Below are 18,247 nucleotides of genomic sequence, written 5' to 3'. Positions count from 1 at the left end.
CGCTTCGTACCCGCTCCGTAGAGCGTGGTGTGGGGGACGGAGCCGTGGGTCAGGGAGTCCCGGCTGTCGTCGTGCGGTGGGAGAAGGCCGTCCAGGGCTGGAGGTCCCCGCCGTCGTGGGACTCCTCGTACCAGCCCGTTCCGTCGAGCCAGGTGCGCAGCCAGGTCGCGAGGTCGGGTGCGTCCACGTACCAGGCGTGGTCCGCCTCGTCGGCGTTCGGCTCGTAGAGCAGGACGGCCCCGTCGGGGTCCTGGCAGTCCACGCACGCGTACATGCCGCAGCCCCAGTGGGATATGGGCAGCACGCCCTCGGGCCAGGGCCACTCGGGGTCCTTGCGGCCGCTCTGCCGACTGGCCAGGTACTGCGGGACGACCGCGGGCTCGCCCGAGGGCGGGCCTTCAAGAAGGGGCAACAGGCCGTATTCCGGGCCGAATCCGCCGTCTCCTATCCGCAGGTAGAGCGAGGCGAGCAGCGCGGGCAGCGGGAAGCCCAGGACGGCCTCGGCGCGGGCGACCTCGGCCGTGTCCACCGGCGCGGGGAGCGAAGGCCAGCCCCAGGGACGGGTGTTGCGGGCCTCTGTGGCGACCCGTGCCAGCAACTGCTCGATTTCGGTCATGGGTTCATCATGCAGCGCGGCGCTGACAATCGGGCAGCCTGTGGACAACCCTCACGCGAGCCGGACATCGACCCCTTTTTCCGCCAGGAACGCGAGCAGTTCCTCGAAAGCCGGCGGCCGGCGGTCTGTGCGCGGGGTGCCGCCGAGGCAGGTGCGGGCGACATCCGACGCGTGCCAGACGAGGGTGAAGGGCCGTTCGGCGCCCCACCCTCCCCGCAGGCAGTCGTCGAGCGCGTCCAGGCTTCGGCCGAAGTAGCCGCCGGGGCCGTTGACGGCTTCGCCGAGCGCGCAGTGGAAGCCGTGGTGGTCGGTGATGTGGCGGCCGTCGAGGTGGAAGGTGGTTCCGGCGGGTGCCGACGGGGCGTCGTGGGGGTGGTGGTGGCGGGCCGTGTCGAGCCAGCAGGAACGGGCTTCGGGGCCGCAGCGGGCCCAGCGGCCGGGGGCGGACGGGCGCCCCTCCCACCAGAGGTCCCAGACCTCGGCGGCTCCGGGCGGTGGGCGCTCCGACCACGGGTCCAGAGCGAGGTCGACCAGGCCGCGGCCGCGCGCCGAGGGGATCCACGCGGTGACCTCACCCTCGACGGCCGGTTGGACGGTGTGGCCGTGGACGTCGAGGCGCAGCAACTGGGCGTGACCCAGGTCCTCCTCCCCCGCGTCCAGGGCGGCCCGGAGGGCGCCGCCCGGTGAGCAGCCGAGCAGTCGTATCGGCGGTTCCGCCGGCTCGGGACCGAGGCGGACGGGCGCGAGGTCCCGGCAGGTTCCCCAGGGCTCCTCCTCGGCGCCGAGGAGGAGGTGGCCGGGTGAGAGGGACGGCCGCCGGGGGGACTCGGTGCCGTTCTCCGCGGACTCGGACGCCTCGACGGTGATGTCGACCAGCGACGGATCACCGGGGCAGGGGCGGTCGCCGAGAACACGGACGTCCTCCAGGCACCAGGGACAGGAGCCGGCGCGCTCGCCCGTCCGGTCGAGGCTCTCCAGGCGGAGGGTGCCGAGCGGGGCGGGACCGCGCCCACGCGCGTGCTCGAGGGCTTTCCCCAGGTCGCCCTGGGGCGCGCAGCCGAGCAGTTCGTACGTCCGGCGGGCGGGCGGGGGCGGGTCGCCGAAGAGGCTCTCCGCGTCGGCGCACAGGGCCCAGGGCTCGCCCGGGACCTCCGTGCCGCGCTGTGTGGCCTCGGTCTCGTACGGCACCAGCCGGTACTTCGGCCGGCCCTCCCCCGTGGTCATGCTCTAGCGCGCCGCGAACGGCTCGTCCGTGCGCACGATTTCGCGGCCCAGCGGGAACAGCGAGACCGGGATGAGCTTGAAGTTGGCGATGCCGAACGGGATGCCGATGATCGTGAGGCACATGGCGATGCCCGTCACGATGTGGGTCAGGGCCAGCCACCAGCCGGCGAGGACCAGCCACAGGACGTTGCCCACGCAGGACGGGGCGCCCGCGTCGTGGCGCTCCACCGTCGTATAGCCGAACGGCCACAGCGCGTAGACGCCGATGCGGAAGGCGGCGATGCCGAACGGGATGCCGATGATGGTGATGCAGAGGATGAGACCCGCGGCCAGGTATCCGAGGAACAGCCAGAAGCCGCTCAGGATCAGCCAGATGACGTTCAGAATGGTTCTCATTGCTGTCGACCTGCCATCTGTTCGAGCCGGGCGATTCGCTCCGCCATCGGCGGATGCGTAGAGAACATCTTGGACATTCCCTGTCCCGGGCGGAAGGGGTTCGCGATCATCATGTGGCTCGCGGTCTCGATGCGCGGCTCGGGGGGCAGGGGCAGCTGCTTGGTGCCGGCGTCGAGCTTGCGCAGCGCGCTCGCGAGGGCGAGCGGATCGCCGGTGAGCTGGGCGCCGGAGGCATCCGCCTCGTACTCCCGGGAGCGGCTGATGGCGAGCTGGATGAGGGAGGCGGCGAGCGGTCCCAGAATCATGACCAGGAGCATGCCGAGGATGCCGGGGCCGTCGTCGTCGTTGGAGCGGCCGATCGGGATCAGCCAGGCGAAATTGACGAGGAACATGATCACGGAGGCGAGAGCACCGGCCACGGACGAGATCAGGATGTCGCGGTTGTAGACGTGACTGAGCTCGTGGCCGATGACGCCGCGCAGTTCGCGCTCGTCCAGGATGCGCAGGATCCCCTCGGTGCAGCACACGGCCGCGTTGCGCGGGTTGCGGCCCGTCGCGAACGCGTTCGGTGCTTCCGTCGGCGAGATGTACAGCCGCGGCATGGGCTGGCGGGCCTGGGTGGAGAGGTCGCGGACCATGCGGTACAGGGCGGGGGCCTCGAACTCGCTCACCGGGCGGGCCCGCATCGCGCGAAGGGCCAGCTTGTCGCTGTTCCAGTAGGCGTACGCGTTCGTCCCGAGCGCGATGACCAGCGCGACGATCAGGCCGGTACGCCCGAAGAAGCTGCCGATGACGATGATGAGTGCGGACAGTCCCCCGAGGAGTACGGCTGTCCTGAGCCCGTTGTGCCGGCGGTGCACGGTACGCCCTCCAAGTGGTGCGGCAGGGGAACCCTTTGCTTGCTTACTGCTCTGCTTCCACTCTTCAGTGGACCCTCCCGTACTGGTCAACGCCAGACGGGAGGCTCTAGTTCCCTTGTGCGCGCGGCCCGGCGGGTGGGCCGTCCGGGTGATCGGAGCGGTGGTCCACGCGCGCGTGGAACGCGCGGACGGGCCGGGAAACGGGGTCGGATCGGGCCGGGAGCGGCGGGTCCGGTCGGGTCGGGAGTGCCGCTCTCCGGTTCTAGAAGAGGCCGGTCTCCGAGAAGCGCAGGATCAGCTGGGGCGCACCGGAAAGGGCCACGCCCAGTACGGCCGTCAGGGCGATCGCGGCCGTCAGCGGGGCGGGGACGCGGTGGGTGCCCGGCTCGCCCTCGGGGGCGCGGAAGAGGAGCGTCGTCCACTGGAGGTAGTAGAAGAGCGCGATCACCACGTTGACGGCCATGACGACGGCCAGCCAGCCGAGCCCGGCGTCGACGACCGCCGAGAAGACGGTCACCTTGGCGAAGAGGCCGATGATGCCCGGGGGCAGGCCCGCGAGGCAGAGCAGGAAGAAGCCGAGCACCAGCGCGGACAGCGGGTTCCTCGCGTACAGGCCGCGGTAGTCGCTGATGCGGTTGAGAGGGCTCGTGCGGGCCACCAGGGCGGCTACGGCGAAGGCGCCGAGGTTCACGGCGGCGTACATGAGGGCGTAGGCCACCGTGGAGCCGATGGCCTTCTGGGCGTCCTTGGAGTAGGCGGCGGACGCGATCGGCACCAGGAGGTAGCCGGCCTGTCCGACGGAGGACCAGGCGAGCAGGCGTACCGCGCTGTACGCGCGCGTGGAGCGCTGCCGCAGGGCCCCGACGTTGCCGACCGTCATGGTGAGGGCGGCCAGGGCGGCCAGCGCAGGCCCCCAGACGTCCGCGTACGACGGGAAGGCGATGACGGTGACGAGGATCAGCCCGGAGAAGCCGACCGCCTTGCCGACGACCGACAGGTAGGCGGCGATCGGCAGGGGTGCCCCCACGTAGGTGTCGGGCACCCAGAAGTGGAAGGGCACGGCGGCCGTCTTGAAGGCGAAGCCGACGAGGGTGAGGACGACGCCCGTCTGAGCGAGGGTGTGGAACTGTCCGTCGACGTGCTGGATCCGGTCGGCGATCCGGGTGAGGTGCAGGGTGCCCGTCGTCGCGTAGACGAAGCTGACGCCCATCAGGCTCACCGCGGTCGCGGTGACGGACGACAGGAAAAACTTCAGGGCCGCTTCCGATGACTTCCTGTCGCCGCGCCGGATGCCGACGAGGGCGAAGGCGGGCAGGGAGGCCACCTCCAGGGCGACGATGAGAGTGGCGAGGTCGCGGGAGGCGGGGAGCAGGGCCGCGCCCGCCGCCGAGGAGAGCAGCAGGAACCAGTACTCCCCCTCGGGGAGGTCCTTGTCGGCGTCCTTGAGGGCGGTGACCGAGAGCAGGGCCGCGAGGAGCGCGCCGCCGAGGACCAGGAGCTGGATGACCAGGGTGAAGCGGTCCGCCACATAGCTGCAGGCGTCCGCGTCGCCGGTCAGGCAGAACGTGGCCCGGTCGCCGTCCAGGAGGGGCAGCAGCAGCAGCGCGGACGCGGCGAGGCCCGCCACCGAGATCCAGCCCAGTACGGCCTTGCGGGCGTCGCCGACGAAGAGGTCGGCGACGAGCACGACGAGTCCGACGACCGCCGCGAGGGTGGGCGGCGCGATGGCGAGCCAGTCGACGGACTGGACCAGGGAACTCATCGGGTGCCTCCTGCGAGGAGCTGCTGTACGGCCGGGTCGGTCAGGCCGAGGAGGGCCCTGGGCCACAGGCCGGCGACGACGGTGAGGGCGACGAGCGGCGTCCAGGCGGCGAACTCGTAGATCTGCACGTCGGCGAGTTTCGGCGCCTCCTGCGAGGCCGAGCCCATGCAGACGCGGCGCACCACGATGAGCATGTACGCGGCGGTGAGCAGGGTGCCGAACGCGGCGATCGCCATGAAGGTCAGATAGGCGGGCCTGCTGAGGGCCTCGGCGGGCTTGAACGCGCCGAACAGCGCCAGCATCTCGCCCCAGAATCCGGCGAGTCCGGGCAGTCCGAGCGAGGCGACGGCGGCGAACGCGAGCAGGCCGCCGAGGCGCGGGGCCTTGCCGTACAGCGCGGCGCCCGTCCGGTCGGCGAGGGTGTCGAGGTCGGTGGTGCCCGTACGGTCCTTCAGCGCCCCGACCAGGAAGAAGAGGAGGCCGGTGATGAGGCCGTGGGCGATATTGGCGAACAGCGCGCCGTTCACGCCGGTCGGCGTCATGGTCGAGATGCCGAGCAGGACGAAGCCCATGTGGCCGACGGAGGAGTAGGCGATGAGCCGCTTGAGGTCGCCCTTCGCGCCTTGTTTGGCGAGGGCCAGACAGGCGAGCGATCCGTAGATGATCCCGACCACGGCGAGAGCGGCGAGGTAGGGGGCGAAGGTGCGGAAGCCGTCCGGGGTGATGGGCAGCAGAATCCGCACGAACCCGTACGTGCCCATCTTCAGCATGACGCCGGCCAGCAGGACCGAGCCGACGGTCGGTGCGGCGGTGTGGGCGTCCGGCAGCCAGCTGTGCAGCGGCCACATCGGCGTCTTGACGGCGAGCCCGATCCCGATCGCCAGCACGGCGATGACCTGCACGGATGTGCTCAGCGACCGGCCGTTGTCAGTGGCGAGTGCCACCATGTCGAATGTGCCCGCCCTGATTCCGATCAGGAGCAGGCCCAGCAGCATGACGACCGAACCGAGCAGGGTGTAGAGGATGAACTTCCAGGCCGCGGCCTGACGTTGGGCGCCTCCCCACCGGGCGATGAGGAAGTACATCGGGATGAGCACCATCTCGAACGCGAGGAAGAACAGCAGCAGATCGAGGACGGCGAAGGTCGCGAGGGTGCCGGTCTCGAGGACGAGCAGCAGCGCGACGAATGCCTTCGGGGTCGGGCCCGCGGGCATCTTGAAGTAGGAGTACAGCGCGCAGAGGAAGGTCAGCAGCGCGGTCAGCACGAGAAGGGGGAGGGAGATGCCGTCGATGCCGAGGTGGATCCGCACGTCGAGTGCGGGGATCCAGCTGATGTCCGTCGTGGCCTGCATCCTCGACGGGTGGTCGTGGTCGAAGCCGAGCGCGAGGACGATCGCGGCGATGAGGACGACACCGGTGACGACCACGCCGTGCCGCAGCACCGCCTGCTCGGGCGACTTCCCCTTCAGTCCGGGGGGGGCCGGCAGCAGGGCCGCGGCGGCCCCGATGAGCGGCCCGACGACGATCAACGCGAGAAGAACCTGCATCACGGACTCACTGATATCGATCACGCCTGCTCACGCTCCCGTGGCGACGAGGACGGCGGCGACCACCAGGACGACGGTGCCGGCGAGCAGCGCGCTCACATAGGTCTGCACGTTGCCGGTCTGCGCCCGCCGTACGGCGGTGCCGAGCCAGCGGGGTAGGGCGCCCGCGCCGCGTACGTAGGTGTCGACGACCTCGCGGTCGAGGAACCGGACGAGCTGGGCTCCGGCCTGGACCGGGCGGACGAACAGCGCGTGGTAGACGGCGTCGAGGTGGAAGCCGACGGCCGCGTGACGGTGCAGCGGGCCGAGCAGCAGCCGGCCCGGGTCCGCGGGGTCGGGCGCGTAGGCCACGTCTCCGAAGGCGGGCTCGTGGCTGGCGATGGCCTCGGCCTCGACCAGTCCGGCATCGGCGTCGGGGTGGGCCGCGACCGCGCCCAGCGGGACGCGGGCCGCCATCGTGGTGGTGTTCCTCCAGGCGCCGTACGTGATGATCCCGCCGACCAGGGCGAGTCCGGTGCCGAGCACCGACGTGGTGAGCACGGGCGTCAGGTCACGGCCGTCGAACCAGTCGGGGAGCGGCCCGTAGGTGAGGCCGAAGGCGAGCGAGGGCACGGCGAGCACCCACAGGACGGCGGTCATGGTGACCGGCTGCCTGCCGTGGTCGGGGGCCTCGGTTCCCTGTCCGTGGAAGGCCAGGAGCCACAGCCGGGTCGCGTACGCCGCGGTGAGGACGGCGGTGACCAGGGCGGTGATCAGGACGATCCAGCCCGCGGCGCCGGGAGCGTGCTCGGTGTGACCGGTGGCGACGTGCTCGGCGGCGCCGAGGACGGCCTCCTTGGAGAAGAAGCCGCTGAAGGGCGGGATCGCGGCGAGCGCGAGGAGGGCCACGGTCATCGTCCAGTAGGCGTCGGGCACGCGGTTGCGCAGGCCCTTCATACGGGACATGACGGCGAGCGAGTTGGTGCCGGAGGCGTGGATGACGACACCGGCGCCGAGGAACAGCAGCGCCTTGAAGGCGCCGTGCGCGAGGAGGTGGAAGACGGCGGCACCGCGGTCGCCGACGGCGAGGGCGCCGGCCATGTAGCCGAGCTGGCCGATCGTCGAGTAGGCGAGGACCCGCTTGATGTCGTCCTGGGCGAGCGCAGCGAGGCCGGACCCGGTCATCGTGACGCCGGCCATGACGGCGAGGACGACCATCGCGGCCGAGGAGGCCTGGAAGACGGGAAGGAGCCGGGCGACGAAGTAGATGCCGGCGGCGACCATCGTCGCGGCGTGGATCAGCGCGGAGACGGGGGTGGGGCCCGCCATCGCGTCGGGCAGCCAGGTGTGCAGCGGGAACAGTGCCGACTTGCCCGCCACGCCGGCGAGGAGGAGCAGGGCGACCAGCGTCGGGTGGTGCAGTCCGCCGCTCGCGACGGTGCCGAGGACCGAGGTGATGCGGAAGGAACCGGCGTCGGTGGCCAGCGCGAACAGGCCGATGAGGAAGGGGACGTCGCCGAGCTTGGTGACCAGGAAGGCCTTGAGGGAGGCGGCGCGGGCCTCCGGGGTCTCCCAGTAGTGGCCGACGAGGAAGTACGAGCAGATGCCCATGATCTCCCAGCCGACCAGGAGCACCATCAGGTCGCCGGAGTAGACGACGAGCAGCATCGCGGAGGTGAACAGGGAGACGAGAGCGGCGTAGGAGGGGTAGCGCGGGTCGTCGCGCAGGTAGCCCGTCGAGTAGATCTGCACGCAGGTGGCGACGACGCCGACGAGGACGGCGACGAGAGCCGCGAAGCCGTCGATGTGCAGGGCCAGTTCGATGGGGACCGAACCGGTCGGGGTGAGTTCGGTGTGCGCGTCGATGGCCTGCCCGCCGTCCTGGCGGACGGTGACGGTCACGGCGAGGACGAGGGACGCGAGCGGGGGCAGGACGGCGAGCGGCCGGACGAAACCGGGTGCCGTGCGGCCCAGGAGGAGGCCGGCGGCGGCACCGAGGAACGGCAGGAGGGGGACGAGGACGGCGAGGGTGGTCGTGGTCACGCGGTGGCCTCAGCCTTCTCGGCCACGGGGGCGTCGCTGTCGGGGTCGTCGGGGCCGTGGCCCTCTGCGGTGTCGCGGAGTTTGTCGATGTCCGAGGTGCCGCGGTTGCGGTACACGGACAGGACGATCGCGAGGCCGATGCCGATCTCGGCGGCGGCGATGGCGATGGTGAACAGGGTGAGGGCCTGGCCGGAGTGCAGGGTGTCGCGGGCGGCCTTGGAGAGCCAGACGTCGAAGGCGACGAGGTTCAGATTGACGGCGTTGAGCATGAGCTCGACCGACATCAGGACCAGGATCGCGTTGCGGCGCGCGAGGACTCCGTACAGGCCCGTGCCGAACAGGAGGGCTGCCAGCACGGCGGGATAGGCGAGGTGCATCAGCGGGCCCCCTGCTTGTCTTCGTGTTCCGTGCCGTCGCGGCCGCCGGGGACGCGCGGGGTGCTCGTCACGCCGGTGTCGGCCTTCGCCTTGCGGGAGAGGACGATCGCGCCGACCAGGGCGGCGAGGAGGAGGACGGAGAGGGCTTCGAAGGGGAGGACCCAGTTCTGGAAGAGGCTCGCTCCGGTGACCTCGGTGGAGCCGGCGGCGGGACCGTCCAGGTCGACCCAGGTCGTGCGGAACGCGTCGACGACGACCCAGACGAGGGCGCCGGTCGCGGCGACGGCGACGGTGAGGGCGGCCCAGCGGTTGCCGGAGTCGGCGTCCGGGGAGCGCCCGATGGGAGCTCTGGTGAGCATCAGGCCGAAGAGGAGGAGAACGACGACGGAACCGACGTAGATGAGGACCTGCACCCAGGCGATGAACTCGGCCGTCAGCAGCAGGTATTCGACGGCCAGGCCGCCGAGCGCCACGACCAGCCACAGGGCGGCGTGCACCAGCTGGGTGGTGGTGACGGAGACGATCGCGGCGCCGAAGGTGACCAGGCCGACGAGGACGAAGGCGATCTCGACGCCGGTCGGGGAGAGGAAGCCGTGGTGTCCGGCGGCGACGGTGGTGGTCGCGTGGGCCACCGTGGCGGTGGCTGCTGCGAAGGTCACGACTGGCCCTCCTGAGGACCGGAGGGCGGTGTGGCCGGGGGCTCCGGCTCCCCGGGCGGGCCGGTCGGCCGTCCGGGCGGGGCCGCCTGGTCGCCCTGGGCGGAATCGGCCTGAGCGGGATCGGCCTGCCCGGGATCGGCCTGCGCGGGATCGGCCTGCGCGGGATCGGCCTGCACAGCTTCCGCTTCCGCTGCCTCCGTCTGCGCTGTCTCCGTCTGCGCTGCCTGTTCGGCGGCGAGTTTGTCGGCGGTCTTGCGGGCGGCGGCGATCTCCTTGGGTTCCTCGGCGGCGGGGTCGAGGGCGGGCGGGGCGGGGACGGTCCACATCCACTCGCGGAGCTTGTCGCGTTCGTGGGTGAGTTCGTGGATGTCGGTCTCCGCGTACTCGAACTCCGGGGACCAGAAGAGGGCGTCGAAGGGACAGACCTCGATGCAGATACCGCAGTACATGCACAGGGAGAAGTCGATGGCGAAGCGGTCGAGGACGTTGCGGCTGCGCTCGCGGCCACCGGGGGCGGCGGGCGGCACCGTCTCCTTGTGGGAGTCGATGTAGATGCACCAGTCCGGGCACTCACGGGCGCACAGCATGCAGACCGTGCAGTTCTCCTCGAAGAGGCCGATGACGCCGCGGGTGCGGGGCGGGAGTTCGGGCTGGGCGTCGGGGTACTGCGCGGTGACGGTCTTCTTCGTCATCGTGCGGAGGGTGACGGCCAGACCCTTGGCGAGGCCGGAGCCGGGGAGGGGAGCCATGGTTACGCGATCACCACCTTGACGATGCCGGTGAGGGCGATCTGGGCGAGGGAGAGGGGGACGAGGACGGTCCAGGAGAGTTTCTGGAGCTGGTCCTCGCGCAGCCGGGGGTAGGTGACGCGGAGCCAGATGACGACGAAGGCGAGGATCGCGGACTTCAGCAGCGTCCACACCCAGCCGAGGCCGTCGGCGCCCCAGGGGCCGTGCCAGCCGCCCAGGAAGAGGACGGTGGTCAGTCCGCACAGGACGACGATCCCGGCGTACTCGGCGAGCAGGAACAGGGCGAAGCGCAGGCCGGTGTACTCGGTGTACGCGCCGAAGATGATCTCGGAGTCGGCGACGGGCATGTCGAAGGGGGGCCGCTGGAGTTCGGCGAGGCCGGCGACGAAGAACACGATCGCGCCGACGATCTGCCAGGGCAGCCACCACCAGTGGAACGCGTCCACGATCCCCGGCAGCGACACCGTGCCGGCGGCCATCGCGACCGAGGCCGCCGTCAGGAGCATGGGGAGTTCGTAGGCGAGGAGTTGAGCGGCGGTGCGCAGGCCGCCGAGGAGGGAGAACTTGTTGGCCGAGGCCCAGCCCGCCATGAGCGACCCGAGGACACCCACGCCCATCACGGCGAGCACGAAGAAGATGCCCGCGTCGACGACCTCGCCGACCGCGCCCTCACCGGGGCCGATGGGGATCGCGAGGAGGACTAGGAGATACGGGAGGAGGGCCACGGCGGGCGCGAGCTGGAAGATGCGACGGTCCGCCCCCGCCGGGACGATGTCTTCCTTCTGGGCGAACTTGACTCCGTCCGCGACGAGTTGGGCCCAGCCGTGGAACCCGCCCGCGTACATCGGGCCGAGACGGCCCTGCATGTGGGCCATCACCTTGTGCTCGGTCTGACCGACGATCAGGGGAAACGTCAGGAACACGACGAAGACGACGATCAGGCGGAGGGCGACGTCGAGCGCGTCGTTCACTGCGGTCCTCCTGAGGGGTCGTCGTCGGGGCTTCGGGTGGGCGCGGCCTCGGGGCCCGGTTCGGGTTCTGGGTCGGGGTGGGGTTCCAGGTCGGGGTCCGAGGCCGGCCCGGACTCCGGAGCACGCGTCGGATCGGCACCAGTCCCGGACGCGATCTCGGGCTCGGCCCCGGGCTCGGCCTTCGGCCCGGGCTGGGACGTCGGCCCGGGCTCGGCCTTGGGCTCGGGCTCGGCCTTGGGCGCACGGTCCGCCCTCGGCAGCCGTTCGGGCTCGGGTTTCGCCTCCGGCTCCCGTTCCCGTTCCCGTTCCCGCGCAGGCTCCGCCTCCGGCTCCCGCACAGGCTCCGGCTTCGGCGTCGCGTCCTCGAACGCGGGCTTCGGCTGGTGCCAGGGGGCGTCGGCTGCCGGAGCCGAGCGAGCACCCGGAGCGGTCGGCCCGGCCTGAGGCGCGGCCCCGGACGGAGCGCTCGACCCGGAGGCAGGATCCCCGGCGTCCGAAGGTCCCGCCTCTGCCGGTGTCGCCTCCGCCGGTGTCGCCGTCTCGGCCCGTTGGCTCGCCGAGCCCTGCCCCGCGGTGCGCGTGCGGCGGGCCGGGCGGGCCGGGCGGGCCGGGCGGGAAGTCTCGGTTCCGGAGGCGGCACCCTCACCAGGTGCGGCCGTACCTGCGGCGGCGCCTCCGGGAGCCGCGCCGGCGACCGCGCCTGCGGACGTCGCCCCCTCCGGAGCGGCGCCCGTTGCGGAACCCGGCGCCGCCTGGCCGGCCGAACCCTCGCCCGCCGTGCGGGTCCGGCGGACCGGGCGGTCGCCGGCTGCGCGGGCCGCGCCGCGGGCGGGGCGGGACGGTGCCGGCGGGAGCTGGCCCTTGAGGGGGCCCCACTCGTTGGGGTCGGGAACGCCGGGCGGGAGCATCTGGCGGCGCTTCGGGCCGCCGTGCTCGGACTCGCCCGGTTCCTTCGCGCCGGGCCAGGCCTTGGCGACGCGGGCTGCCAGGACGAAGTCCTTGCGCAGGGGGTGGCCCTCGAAGCCCTCCGGCAGCAGCAGCGGGTCGAGGTTGGGGTGGCCCTCGAAGCCCACGCCGAACATCTCGTGGGTCTCGCGCTCGTGCCAGCCGGCCCCCGCGTAGACGGAGACGGCCGAGGGGAGGACCGGGCCGGCGTGCGGGACGGTCGTACGGACGAGGAGGCGGCGTACCGGGGACAGGGCCACGACGTGGGCGCTGACGCGGAAGCCGGTGCCGGGTTCGTCGACGGCGCTCAGCCAGTCGAAGTAGGTGCAGCCGAGGGTGTCGCGGGCCGTTTCGAGGGCCGCGATCCAGGCCGTGGGCGGTACGTCGACCGTGAGGACCTCGTAGGACTCCTCGGCCGTGGCGTCGGGGCCGAAGAGTTCCTCGGCGGGGGCGGGAAGCCAGCCGACGGTCATCGGTCCTCCTCCCCGGGAGCGGGAGCGGGAGCGTCGGTCGCGGACGGTGTCGCCTCGGGGGCCGGTGCGATCCGGCCCTCCCCCGCCGCGGACGGCTGCGGCGCCGGGCCCGCGGGCACCGGCGGCTTCACCAGGCCGCTCTGCAGGGCCGCGGCGGACGGCCGTGCCGTGCCGTACCGCTCCCCCAGCGACTCCCGGGCGATCTTCTCCTGGAGCTTGAGGATGCCCTGGAGCAGCGCCTCGGGGCGGGGCGGGCACCCGGGGACGTACACGTCGACGGGGATGATCTGGTCGACACCCTTGGTGACGGAGTACGAGTCCCAGTAGGGGCCGCCACAGTTCGAGCAGGCCCCGAAGGAGATGACGTACTTCGGCTCGGGCATCTGCTCGTACAGGCGCTTGACGGCGGGCGCCATCTTGTCGGTGACCGTGCCGGACACCACCATCAGGTCGGCCTGGCGGGGGCCGGGCGCGAAGGGGATCACGCCGAGCCGGATGAAGTCGTGGCGGGCCATCGACGCGGCGATGAACTCGATCGCGCAGCAGGCGAGGCCGAAGTTGAAGACCCAGAGCGAGTAGCGGCGGCCCCAGTTCAGGACCACCTTCATCGGCTCGGGGGCGAGCCGGGCGAGCGCGCCGAGCCGCTTGGGCTCGGGCAGCAGGACCGGCTCCGGAGCGGAGGGGGTCACGTCCATGCGAGGACGCCCTTCTTGTATGCGTACAGCAGGCCCACGGCGAGGAAGCCGAGGAAGATGAACATCTCGACGAGCGTGGCGGCGCCGTAGCCGGGAGCGGCGAAGACCGTGGCCCAGGGGAACAGGAAGATCGAGTCGACGGCGAAGATGACGTAGAGGAACGCGTACACGTAGTAGCGGACCTGGGTGTGGGCCCAGCCCTCGCCGACGGGGTCGACGCCGCACTCGTACGTCAGGAGTTTCTCGGGGGTGGGGACCACGGGCCGCAACAGGCGGCCGGCCCCGAACGCGACGGCGACGAAGAGCACGCCGACGACGGCGAGCAGTCCGACGACCGAGTACGACTGGAAGTAGTCCGCCGCGACGACGGACCCGGTCGCCGTGACAACGGTCGGTTCCGGCACGTCAGCCCCTCACTCCCTGACCTCGTTGCGCCCCGTCGTGCGCCGTCGCGCAGTCGGTGAAGCGCCGTGTTCGACGATCTGTACGGACGGGAGTCTAGGGCCTGCTAAAGAGAGCGTAAGCAGCCCGTCACACCTCGACCATCCCCCGACCACCGGGCACGCGTTCACGTCTCACGGTGTGAACGGCTCCCCGCCGGCATCTCGTGTCCCGTCCCGCCGTCACCCCTGAGGGTGGGGTTATCCCCAGTGCATCGCGGCGGCCCACCTCATGGCGCGGCGGCGCGCCGCCGGGCAGGCTAGCGGATATGACCGAACGCATCACGCCCACCGGTTCGTCGGACGGACCGTCCGACGGCGACCGGCTGCCTCCAGCGCGCTTCGCCCTCGACCGGCAGACCTGGAAGGAGATCGCGCATCTCCTGCTGAACCTGCCGGCCTCGCTCATCGGTTTCGTGTACGTGGTGACGATGCTGGCCACCGGCGCCGGGCTGGCGGTGACGGTCGTCGGACTGCCGCTGCTCGCGGGCGGGCTGCGCGGCTCGCGGCAGCTGGGCAAGGCCGAACGGGCGCGGGCGCGGCGGCTGTTGGGGCTGCGGATCGACGAGCCGAGCCCGTTGCCGCGGGCCGGGTTCTTCGGCTGGCTGTGGTCGAGCCTGAAGGACCCGGTGGCCTGGCGCGCGACGCTCTACGACTTCATCCGGCTGCCCTGGGGCATCGCGACCTTCGTGGTCACGCTGGTGTCGCTGTTCGTGCTGTGGCCGGTGCTGCCGTTCCTCGCGCGGGGGCTGACGAACGTGGACCGGGCACTGGTGCGCGGACTGCTGTCGCCCGACGACGCGCTGGAGCGGCGGATCGCCGAGCTGGAGTCCAACCGCGGGGTGGTGGTGGACGCGGCGGCCGCCGACCTGCGCCGCATCGAGCGCGATCTGCACGACGGTGCGCAGGCCCGGCTCGTCGCGCTGGCGATGGGGCTCGGCCTGGCCAAGGAGAAGCTGCTGGAGGATCCCGACGCGGCGGCGGTGATGGTCGACGAGGCGCACGGCGAGGTGAAGCTCGCTCTGCAGGAGCTGCGCGACCTGGCCCGGGGTATCCATCCGGCGGTCCTCACGGACCGCGGTCTGGACGCGGCCCTGTCCTCGGTGGCCTCGCGGTGCACGGTGCCGGTGAAGGTGACGGCCGACCTGGAGACGCGGCCCGCCGCGGCCATCGAGGGCATCGCGTACTTCACCGTCTCGGAGCTGCTCCAGAACGTCAGCAAGCACAGCGGCGCGCGCTCGGCGTCCGTCGACGTCTGGCGGTCGGACGACCGTCTGCTCATCCAGGTCCGCGACGACGGCCACGGCGGGGCGGGCCTCGACGGCGGTACGGGCATGGCGGGGCTCGCCGACCGGCTGGGCGCGGTGGACGGTCTGTTCGTCGTCGACTCACCGGAGGGCGGCCCGACGGTCGTGACGGCCGAACTCCCGTGGCGCGCCCGCGAGGGCGGCCTCGCGCGGTAACGCGCAGGCGGCAGCACGCACGCCTCCCGGACCGAAGGCCGCACGGTGGTCCACCGTGCGGCCTTCGACGTCCGGCCGGTGTGCGCGGAGCGACCGTAGGTAGGGAAAACCCCCGGACCGAGACGCCGACCCGCTCCATGGTCCGCGGGCGGCGCGGACAGCAGAGTTGGGGTACGAGCCGACGCGCGGAACGAGTCGAGGCGCAGGACGCGACGAGAGAACGGACGGACGGATGGCCACGGAGTACGGAAACGGATACGGGCACCGGAGCGGGCCCGGATTCGACGGGGCGGGCGCCGGCGAGCGGCGACACCGTCTTCCGGCCCCGCTGCGGGCACCGATCGAGGCCCGCAGCTGGCGGGAGTTCGGCTACGTGATGCTGGGCCTGCCGCTCGGCATCCTCATGTTCACGTTCGCCGTCACGATGGTGTCGCTGGGCGCGGGCCTGCTCATCACCTTCCTGGGCGTCCCGGTGCTGGCCGCCGCGCTGGCCGGCTGCCGCGGCTTCGGCTCGCTGGAACGGGCGCGGGCGCGCGGGCTGCTGGGTGTCGAGGTGGCCGATCCCGAGCCGCTGCGGATGCGCAAGCAGGGTCCGATGGCGTGGATGGGCGCGGTGCTCAGGAGCGGCGCCTCGTGGCGGCACCTGCTGTACGCGGTGGTCCAGTTCCCGTGGGCGGTGTTCTCCTTCTCGGTGGCGCTGAGCTTCTGGGCGTACGGATGGGCACTGCTGACGTATCCCCTGTGGTTCTGGGTCTTCCCGATGTACGCGGGCCAGGGCGGCCTCCAGCTGTACGGCGACGGAACGCACTCCGTGTACCTGGACAACCCGTTCGAGATCACGATGACCGCGCTGCTCGGGCTGCTGTTCACGATGGCGACCCCGTGGATCGTGCGGGCGTTGACGAGCGTGGACCGGCTGATGGTGCGCGGGCTGCTCGGCCCGTCGCGGCTGGCGACCCGTGTGGTGGAGCTGGAGTCGGACCGGGGCGTGGTCGTCGACACCGCGGCGGCCGACCTACGGCGCATCGAGCGCGATCTGCACGACGGGGCGCAGGCCCGGCTCGTCGCGCTGGCGATGGACCTGGGGCTCGCCAAGGAGAAGCTGACCGAGGACCCGCAGGCCGCCGCGCGGATGGTCGGCGAGGCGCACGGTGAGGTGAAGACGGCTCTCCAGGAGCTGCGGGACCTCGCGCGCGGCATCCACCCGGCGGTGCTGACCGACCGGGGGCTCGACGCCGCGCTGTCCTCGGTCGCCTCGCGGTGCACGGTGCCGGTGCGGGTGGAGGTCGACCTGCCGGCGCGGCCGATGCCCGCCATCGAGGGCATCGCCTACTTCACCGTCTCCGAACTGCTCCAGAACATCAGCAAGCACTCCCGGGCGACCCGGGCGAGCGTGGACGTGTGGCGGGTCGAGAACCGGCTGATGCTCCAGGTCGTGGACAACGGGGTGGGCGGCGCCGACGCCTCCTCGGGTTCGGGCCTCGCGGGACTCACGGAACGGCTCGACGCGGTGGACGGGATCCTCGTCGTGGACTCGCCGGTGGCCGGCCCGACGCGGATCACGGCGGAACTGCCCTGGCGGGGCTGAACCGCGCCTGCCGGCCGACGCCCCACCGCGGGGCGGTCACGGCCCGGCGGGACACGACCGACCAGGCGGGGCCGACAGGCCCCGCCTGCATCCGCGCCCCCTCCGGGACCCCGGACGGGCACGCGGCACACCCGTCCGGAAACGCCGGTCGGGCTGAGGCATCACCCTCCAGAACCCCACCTCCACAGACCCCTGGCGTATTCCCGCCGCCCGGGCGCGCCCCGATCGGAATGCTGGAATGCTGGGGTCTGTCGTACGAGCGCTGTCGTACGAGCGGGGACGAACCCGGCGGGTCCGGGGACGGCCCGGGGCGGGCTCTGGGGGGCCGAAGAATCGTGGAGGACAGGGTGCGGGTCGTCATCGCCGAGGATTCAGTGCTGCTCAGGGAGGGCCTGACCCGGTTGCTGACCGACCGGGGGCACGACGTGGTGGCGGGGGTCGGGGACGGCGAGGCGCTGATCAAGACCATGACGGAGTTCGCGGCGCAGGGCGCGCTGCCGGACGTGGTGGTCGCCGACGTACGGATGCCGCCGACACATACCGACGAGGGCGTGCGGGCGGCCGTGCAGCTGCGCAAGGCACATCCCGGACTCGGTGTGCTCGTGCTGTCACAGTACGTGGAGGAGCGGTACGCCACCGAACTGTTGGCCGGTTCCAGCCGTGGCGTCGGTTATCTGCTCAAGGACCGGGTCGCCGAGGTGCGCGAGTTCGTGGACGCCGTGGTGCGAGTGGCCCAGGGGGGTACCGCGCTCGACCCGGAGGTCGTGGCGCAGCTGCTCGGCCGCAGCCGCAAGCAGGACGTGCTGGCCGGACTGACGCCGCGCGAGCGGGAAGTGCTGGGACTCATGGCCGAGGGCCGGACGAACTCCGCCGTCGCCCGCCAGCTGGTGGTGAGCGACGGTGCCGTCGAGAAGCACGTCAGCAACATCTTCCTGAAGCTCGGACTGTCCCCGAGCGACGGGGACCACCGGCGTGTTCTGGCCGTTCTGACCTATCTGAACTCCTGACCATCTGACACTGTGTCAGTTGTCGGACAGAACCAGGAGGCAGACGGGGAGCGTCGTTCGGAGAGAGAGCCGAGGGCGGGGAAATCATGACAAGTCAGGGCGTCAGGCCGTCTCAAAATGGTGTCCATCATGCGAATGGCCGAAGGAAGGCGACCCTTACGGACGTAGGGTTGAAAAGGGAAGGGTCTACGGCAGGACCCCTCCCGGACAGCCGCCTCAAAGGAGGTCCAGTTCAGTGACGAGCCAGGTCAGTAGCCCAACGGAGCAGGCCGACGAACCCCTCGTGGGAGAACAGCGCAAACCGGTCGGGACGAAGGACGTCCGCCGGCTCGACCGGGTCATCATCCGGTTCGCGGGGGACTCGGGTGACGGGATGCAGCTCACCGGTGACCGTTTCACTTCGGAGACGGCCTCGTTCGGCAACGACCTCTCGACGCTGCCGAACTTTCCGGC

The 18,247-nt window shown here is 71.7% G+C and carries 17 protein-coding genes and 1 pseudogene; 4 read left to right on the top strand and 14 right to left on the bottom strand.

What is annotated here, in order from left to right:
* Positions 1 to 49: 49 nt before the first annotated feature.
* The 14 genes from AB0C62_RS35935 to AB0C62_RS35870 all read right to left on the bottom strand — a co-directional run bounded on the left by AB0C62_RS35935 (position 50) and on the right by AB0C62_RS35870 (position 13,700).
* Positions 50 to 616 carry an SMI1/KNR4 family protein gene (locus AB0C62_RS35935; RefSeq protein WP_362980517.1) on the bottom strand — a complete coding sequence of 189 codons (567 nt, stop codon included), beginning with the start codon at positions 614 to 616 and terminating at the stop codon, positions 50 to 52.
* 51 nt (positions 617 to 667) lie between these two features.
* Positions 668 to 1,840 (bottom strand): barstar family protein, encoded by a 1,173-nt coding sequence (locus AB0C62_RS35930; RefSeq protein WP_362980515.1) that lies wholly within the window; start codon positions 1,838 to 1,840, stop codon positions 668 to 670.
* Between the two features lie 3 nt (positions 1,841 to 1,843).
* Positions 1,844 to 2,236: a YccF domain-containing protein gene (locus tag AB0C62_RS35925; protein WP_362980513.1), complete on the bottom strand. Its 393-nt coding sequence runs from the start codon at positions 2,234 to 2,236 to the stop codon at positions 1,844 to 1,846.
* Positions 2,233 to 3,096: a zinc metalloprotease HtpX gene (htpX, locus tag AB0C62_RS35920; protein ID WP_081218828.1), complete on the bottom strand. Its 864-nt coding sequence runs from the start codon at positions 3,094 to 3,096 to the stop codon at positions 2,233 to 2,235. The genes AB0C62_RS35925 and htpX overlap by 4 nt, the downstream gene beginning before the upstream one ends.
* A 262-nt stretch (positions 3,097 to 3,358) precedes the next feature.
* Positions 3,359 to 4,858, bottom strand: a complete 1,500-nt coding sequence (locus tag AB0C62_RS35915; protein ID WP_362980511.1) for an NADH-quinone oxidoreductase subunit N — start codon at positions 4,856 to 4,858, stop codon at positions 3,359 to 3,361.
* On the bottom strand, positions 4,855 to 6,429 hold the full coding sequence (locus AB0C62_RS35910) for an NADH-quinone oxidoreductase subunit M (protein ID WP_362980509.1): 1,575 nt from the start codon (positions 6,427 to 6,429) through the stop codon (positions 4,855 to 4,857). The genes AB0C62_RS35915 and AB0C62_RS35910 overlap by 4 nt, the downstream gene beginning before the upstream one ends.
* Positions 6,430 to 6,435: 6 nt before the next feature.
* Positions 6,436 to 8,427 carry an NADH-quinone oxidoreductase subunit L gene (locus AB0C62_RS35905; protein ID WP_362980507.1) on the bottom strand — a complete coding sequence of 664 codons (1,992 nt, stop codon included), beginning with the start codon at positions 8,425 to 8,427 and terminating at the stop codon, positions 6,436 to 6,438.
* The gene (gene nuoK, locus AB0C62_RS35900) at positions 8,424 to 8,804 is read right to left on the bottom strand and encodes an NADH-quinone oxidoreductase subunit NuoK (protein WP_164373195.1); all 381 of its coding nucleotides are present in this window, start codon (positions 8,802 to 8,804) and stop codon (positions 8,424 to 8,426) included. Before nuoK ends, AB0C62_RS35905 begins: the two co-directional genes overlap by 4 nt.
* Positions 8,804 to 9,463, bottom strand: a complete 660-nt coding sequence (locus AB0C62_RS35895; protein WP_362980505.1) for an NADH-quinone oxidoreductase subunit J — start codon at positions 9,461 to 9,463, stop codon at positions 8,804 to 8,806. The genes nuoK and AB0C62_RS35895 overlap by 1 nt, the downstream gene beginning before the upstream one ends.
* The gene (locus AB0C62_RS35890) at positions 9,460 to 10,212 is read right to left on the bottom strand and encodes an NADH-quinone oxidoreductase subunit I (protein WP_362980503.1); all 753 of its coding nucleotides are present in this window, start codon (positions 10,210 to 10,212) and stop codon (positions 9,460 to 9,462) included. The genes AB0C62_RS35895 and AB0C62_RS35890 overlap by 4 nt, the downstream gene beginning before the upstream one ends.
* A 2-nt stretch (positions 10,213 to 10,214) precedes the next feature.
* The gene (locus AB0C62_RS35885) at positions 10,215 to 11,183 is read right to left on the bottom strand and encodes a complex I subunit 1 family protein (RefSeq protein WP_362980501.1); all 969 of its coding nucleotides are present in this window, start codon (positions 11,181 to 11,183) and stop codon (positions 10,215 to 10,217) included.
* A complete protein-coding gene (locus tag AB0C62_RS35880; protein ID WP_362980499.1) occupies positions 11,180 to 12,601 on the bottom strand; it encodes an NADH-quinone oxidoreductase subunit C in 1,422 nt (473 codons plus the stop codon). Before AB0C62_RS35880 ends, AB0C62_RS35885 begins: the two co-directional genes overlap by 4 nt.
* A complete protein-coding gene (gene nuoB / locus AB0C62_RS35875; RefSeq protein WP_362980497.1) occupies positions 12,598 to 13,296 on the bottom strand; it encodes an NADH-quinone oxidoreductase subunit NuoB in 699 nt (232 codons plus the stop codon). The genes AB0C62_RS35880 and nuoB overlap by 4 nt, the downstream gene beginning before the upstream one ends.
* Positions 13,287 to 13,700: an NADH-quinone oxidoreductase subunit A gene (locus tag AB0C62_RS35870; protein ID WP_362980495.1), complete on the bottom strand. Its 414-nt coding sequence runs from the start codon at positions 13,698 to 13,700 to the stop codon at positions 13,287 to 13,289. Before AB0C62_RS35870 ends, nuoB begins: the two co-directional genes overlap by 10 nt.
* A 305-nt stretch (positions 13,701 to 14,005) precedes the next feature.
* Between AB0C62_RS35870 and AB0C62_RS35865 the strand changes: the two genes are divergently transcribed.
* The 4 genes and pseudogenes from AB0C62_RS35865 to AB0C62_RS35850 form a co-directional block, all read left to right on the top strand.
* A complete protein-coding gene (locus AB0C62_RS35865; RefSeq protein ID WP_362980493.1) occupies positions 14,006 to 15,199 on the top strand; it encodes a sensor domain-containing protein in 1,194 nt (397 codons plus the stop codon).
* 232 nt (positions 15,200 to 15,431) lie between these two features.
* Positions 15,432 to 16,787: a sensor domain-containing protein gene (locus tag AB0C62_RS35860; protein WP_362980491.1), complete on the top strand. Its 1,356-nt coding sequence runs from the start codon at positions 15,432 to 15,434 to the stop codon at positions 16,785 to 16,787.
* Between the two features lie 347 nt (positions 16,788 to 17,134).
* The gene (locus AB0C62_RS35855; protein WP_358822461.1) at positions 17,135 to 17,794 is read left to right on the top strand and encodes a response regulator transcription factor; all 660 of its coding nucleotides are present in this window, start codon (positions 17,135 to 17,137) and stop codon (positions 17,792 to 17,794) included.
* A 235-nt stretch (positions 17,795 to 18,029) separates the two neighbouring features.
* Positions 18,030 to 18,247, top strand: a pseudogene (locus AB0C62_RS35850) (2-oxoglutarate ferredoxin oxidoreductase subunit alpha); the annotation flags it as partial.

This window comes from Streptomyces sp. NPDC048643 (genome assembly GCF_040650615.1).
In the GTDB taxonomy this organism is placed as follows: domain Bacteria; phylum Actinomycetota; class Actinomycetes; order Streptomycetales; family Streptomycetaceae; genus Streptomyces.
This window is presented reverse-complemented; position numbering and strand designations above follow the sequence as displayed.